Source organism: Sulfurihydrogenibium yellowstonense SS-5, assembly GCF_000173615.1.
GTDB lineage: Bacteria > Aquificota > Aquificia > Aquificales > Hydrogenothermaceae > Sulfurihydrogenibium > Sulfurihydrogenibium yellowstonense.
This window is the reverse complement of record NZ_ABZS01000123.1, coordinates 1-5085: the sequence shown is the minus strand read 5'-3', so window position 1 is coordinate 5085 and position 5085 is coordinate 1. Positions and strand designations below refer to the sequence as shown.

Genomic DNA, 5085 nt, shown 5'->3' with positions numbered 1-5085 from the left:
ACCCGGCGTCGACTACTTTCCCGACCGGTCTCCCGGCCAGTATCATGGGCGCTGGTGGGCTTAACTGCCGGGTTCGGAATGGAAGCCGGGTGTTTCCCCACCGCTATGGACACCAGGGATTTGGCAACCCAGTAGGTTAGTAGGACTGTAAGTAGTAAAAGGCCAAGCCAAACGGGCGATTAGTACTGCTTGGCTCCACCCGTTACCGAGCTTCCACCTGCAGCCTATCAACGTGGTAGTCTCCCACGGCCCTTCAGGGATACCTTATCTTGAGGTGGGCTTCACGCTTAGATGCTTTCAGCGCTTATCCCGTAGCAGGATGGCTACCCAGCGCTGCTCTTGGGGAACAACTGGTACACCAGAGCCTGCCCCATCCCGGTCCTCTCGTACTAAGGATGGCTCCTCTCAAGTATCCTGCGCCTGCGGCGGATAGGGACCGAACTGTCTCACGACGTTCTGAACCCAGCTCGCGTGCCGCTTTAATGGGCGAACAGCCCAACCCTTGGGACCTACTTCAGCCCCAGGATGCGACGAGCCGACATCGAGGTGCCAAACCCCGCCGTCGATGTGGGCTCTTGGGCGGGATTAGCCTGTTATCCCCGGAGTAGCTTTTATCCGCTGATCGCATGCCCTTCCACTCGGAACATGCGGGTCACTAAGCCCCGCTTTCGCGTCTGCTCGACTTGTCAGTCTCGCAGTCAGGCACCCTTATGCCTTTGCACTCTAACGGTGGATTTCCGACCCACCTGAGGGTACCTTTGGGCGCCTCCGTTACCCTTTAGGAGGCGACCGCCCCAGTCAAACTGCCCGCCTGACATTGTCCCTGCCGTGGGTAACACGGCTAGGTTAGTTTACCCACACATCCAGGGTGGTATCTCACCGGCGCCTCCATGCCCCCCGAAAGGGGCACTTCTTAGGCTCCCACCTATCCTGCGCAGGATGCGCAGGCAAACAGTGCCAGGGTACAGTAAAGCTTCACAGGGTCTTTCCGTCCTGCCGCAGGTAGCCGGAATCTTGACCGGCACTACAATTTCACCGGGACTCTCCTCGAGACAGCGTCCAGATCGTTGGACCATTCATGCAGGTCGGAACTTACCCGACAAGGAATTTCGCTACCTTAGGACCGTTATAGTTACGGCCGCCGTTTACCCGGGCTTCGGTTTGGGGCTTATCACCCCTCCCCTTAACCTACGGGCACTGGGCAGGTTTCACACTGCATACGTCCTCTTTCGAGTTTGCGCAGTGCTGTGTTTTTGGTAAACAGTCGCCTGGACCTGGTTTCTGCGACCCACCTTGCGGTGGGCACCCCTTATTCCGAAGGTACGGGGTCAGTTTGCCGAGTTCCTTGAGGAGAGTTACCCCGAAGCGCCTTAGGCTGCTAACCCACTCCACCTGTGTCGGTTTCCGGTACGGTCAGCCATCCTTCGACGACCACGACACTATTTCTTGGCAGTCTGAAGTCACACCAGTTGGCTAAGCACGAGGCTTAGCCTCCTCATCACGCCTTGGGCTTGTATGAGGAACGGATTTGCCTATTCCTCGCCCTCGGACGCTTAAAGGGAGCGATCCAAATCTCCCCTGGTGCTATCCTCCTGCGTCGTGCCTTGGTCTCCAGACAGCTGGTGCAGGAATATTAACCTGCTTCCCATCGGCTACTGCTTTCGCCCTCACCTTAGGGTACCGACTAACCCAATCCTGATTTACATTGGATTGGAACCCTTGGAGTTCCGGCGGACAGGTTTCTCACCTGTCTTTGGCTGCTACTCATACCAGGATTCTCACTTCCCTGCAGTCCATCCCTCCTTACGGTGAGACTTCAGCCCGCAGGGAACGCTCCCCTACCGCTTGCTGTTAAAGCAAGCCCGCAGCTTCGGTGGCATGCTTAGCCCCGTTAAATTTTCGGCGCAAAGCCTCTCGACGAGTGAGCTGTTACGCACTCTTTAAAGGATGGCTGCCTCTAAGCCAACCTCCTCGCTGTCTTCGAGGCTTTACATCCTTCTCCACTTAGCATGCACTTTGGGACCTTAGCTGGCGGTCTGGGTTGTTTCCCTCTCGACTACGGAGCTGATCCCCCGTAGTCTCACTGCCAAGCTATCCTCCCGGGCATTCGGAGTTTGGTTGGGTTCGGTACCCCTTTCGGGGCCCTAGCCCAATCAGTATCTCTACCTCCCGGGGGAAACGCTTGACGCTGCACGTCGATGCATTTCGGGGAGAACGAGCTATCACGGAACGCGATTGGCTTTTCACCCCTATCCACACCTCATCCAACTGTGTTGCAGCACCGACTGGTTCAGGCCTCCAGACGGTGTTACCCGTCCTTCACCTTGGGCATGGATAGATCGTTCCGCTTCGCGTCTGCAGCATGCGACTAATAGCGCCCTAATTCGGACTTGGTTTCCCTACGCCTTCGCCTATCGGCTTAAGCTTGCCGCATACCACAACTCCCTGGCTCATTTTCCAAGAGGCACGCAGTCGGACTTTTTAATAGTCCTTCCACTGGCTTGTAGATCCATGGTTTCAGGTTCTCTTTCACTCCCCTTGCAGGGGTTCTTTTCACCTTTCCCTCGCGGTACTGTTGCGCTATCGGTCAGTCAGGAATATTTAGCCTTACCCAGTGGTCTGGGCTGATTCCCACTACCTTTCACGGGGGCAGTGGTACTCGGGATTAGCAGCTAGGAAGACTGTCAGTTTTTGCATACGGGGCTTTCACCCTCTATGGCGTAGCGTTCCAGCTACTTCTGCTAACTGACAGTTTTGTAACTTCCCCAGACAGTGGTAGCTGTCTGCGCCGGCTATCCCACTACCCCAGTGTGGCTAAGGCTACCACCATGGCACCACACTGGTTTAGGCTCTTCCCCGTTCGCTCGCCGCTACTTAGGGAATCCCATTGCGGTTTCTTTTCCTCCGGCTACTAAAAGGTTTTACTTCGCCGAGTTCGGCTCCGCTGACGCGGATGACTGGCTATTAACCAGCCGGGTTTCCCCATTCGGGAATCCTCGGATCAATGCCTGCTTGCGGCTCCCCGAGGCTTATCGCAGCTTGCCACGCCCTTCATCCCTTCTGACTGCCTTAGGCATCCACCATGGACCCTTAGCAGCTTGGCCTTATCTACTACCTACAGCCTACTAACCTATTCAATTGCCAAGGTACCTTTTTTACTACTTTACTCTTACTTATATTATTACTTCTTACTCTTTTACTTTTTGCCTACTTACTTAACTTATACTCTTTTCTTTTTTCTTTACTTTTACCAATTTTTACTTTTACTATTTCCTATTTTCCTTTTCCTTTACCGCTATGGAGACGAGGGGACTTGAACCCCTGACCCTCTGCGTGCAAAGCAGATGCTCTCCCAACTGAGCTACGTCCCCATTTTCTATGGGCCTTAGTGGACTCGAACCACTGACCTTACCCTTATCAGGGGTACGCTCTAACCGCCTGAGCTAAAGGCCCTTAGCAAATTAGGAAGGAAGCTAAGAAGATGAGCTGTTTTTTGTATAGGATATCCCTATAAAGGAGGTGATCCAGCCCCAGGTTCCCCTAGGGCTACCTTGTTACGACTTCGCCCCAGTCATCAGGCCCATCATCGGCCCCTGCCTCCTTTGCAGGTTAGCTCGGGGACTTCCGATGAACCCGACTCCCATGGCGTGACGGGCGGTGTGTACAAGACCCGGGAACGTATTCACGGCGACATTGCTGATTCGCCATTACTACCGATTCCGCCTTCATGAGGGTGAGTTGCAACCCTCAATCTGCACCACGACAGGGTTTAGGGGATTAGCTCCGCCTTACGGCGTTGCAGCCCATTGTCCCTGCCACTGTAGCGCCTGTGTAGCCCAGGGCATAAAGGGCATACTGATCTGACGTCATCCCCTCCTTCCTCCGGCTTATCGCCGGCAGTCTCCTGTGAGTACCCGGCATTACCCGCTGGTAACACAGGACAAGGGTTGCGCTCGTTGCGGGACTTAACCCAACATCTCACGACACGAGCTGACGACGACCATGCACCACCTGTGCGGCGCGGCTATGAATAATCATAGCCTAGGGTACTTTCATACCCGACACACCGCATGTCAAACCCTGGTGAGGTTTTTCGGTTAGCATCGAATTAAACCAGACGCTCCACCGGTTGTGCGGGTCCCCGTCAATTCCTTTGAGTTTCAACCTTGCGGCCGTACTCCCCAGGCGGGATGCTTAACGCGTTAGCTTACGGCACGGACTACTTTCGTAGCCCACATCTAGCATCCATCGTTTACGGCTAGGACTACCCGGGTATCTAATCCGGTTTGCTCCCCTAGCTTTCGTCCCTCAGCGTCAGGACAGTTCCAGTCGGCCGCCTTCGCCACTGGTGTTCCTCCCGATATCTACGCATTTCACCGCTACACCGGGAATTCCGCCGACCTCTCCCTGCCTCAAGTTTAGCAGTTTGGAAGGCAGTTTCACGGTTGAGCCGTGAAATTTCACCAACCACTTGCTAAACCGCCTACGGACCCTTTACGCCCAGTAAATTCGCGCAACGTTCGGGACCTACGTATTACCGCGGCTGCTGGCACGTAGTTAGCCGTCCCTTATTCCTGGGGTACCGTCATTATCTTCCCCCAGAAAAGGTGTTTACACCCCGAAGGGCTTCATCCACCACGCGGCGTTGCTGGGTCAGCCTTTCGGCCATTGCCCAATATTCCCCACTGCTGCCCCCCGTAGGGGTGCGGGCCGTGTCTCAGTCCCACTGTGACCGGTCATCCTCTCAGACCGGTTACCCGTCGTAGCCTTGGTGAGCCATTACCTCACCAACTAGCTGATGGGACGCAGCCCCATCCATAGGCACCCATAAGGGCTTTGGAGCCTCCTCATTATTGGGTATTAGCACCCCTTTCGGGATGTTATCCCCAACCTATGGGTAGGTAAGCTACGTGTTACTCACCCGTTTGCCGGTCGCCAGCACTACTACCCGAAGGTAGTAGCCTGCTGCCCCACGACTTGCATGTGTTAGGCACGCCGCCAACGTTCGCGCTGAGCCAGGATCAAACTCTCCAAAAGAATCTTTTGAAGACCTCGCCCATCTCTTAGCTTCCTTATTCATTGCCA

At 55.1% G+C, this 5085-nt stretch carries 2 tRNA genes and 3 rRNA genes; all 5 read right to left on the bottom strand.

From position 1 onward, the window contains the following. Positions 1–117, bottom strand: a 5S ribosomal RNA gene (gene rrf, locus SULYE_RS05715). A gap of 41 nt (positions 118–158) precedes the next feature. Then, positions 159–3104 (bottom strand): 23S ribosomal RNA (locus SULYE_RS05710). Between the two features lie 194 nt (positions 3105–3298). Beyond that, positions 3299–3371: transfer RNA gene (locus SULYE_RS05705), tRNA-Ala, on the bottom strand. A gap of 8 nt (positions 3372–3379) precedes the next feature. Next, positions 3380–3453 (bottom strand) — tRNA-Ile (locus tag SULYE_RS05700). A 59-nt stretch (positions 3454–3512) separates the two neighbouring features. Then, positions 3513–5037, bottom strand: a 16S ribosomal RNA gene (locus SULYE_RS05695). Together the 16S, 23S and 5S rRNA genes with 2 tRNA genes alongside form the textbook arrangement of a ribosomal RNA operon. Positions 5038–5085 lie beyond the last annotated feature (48 nt).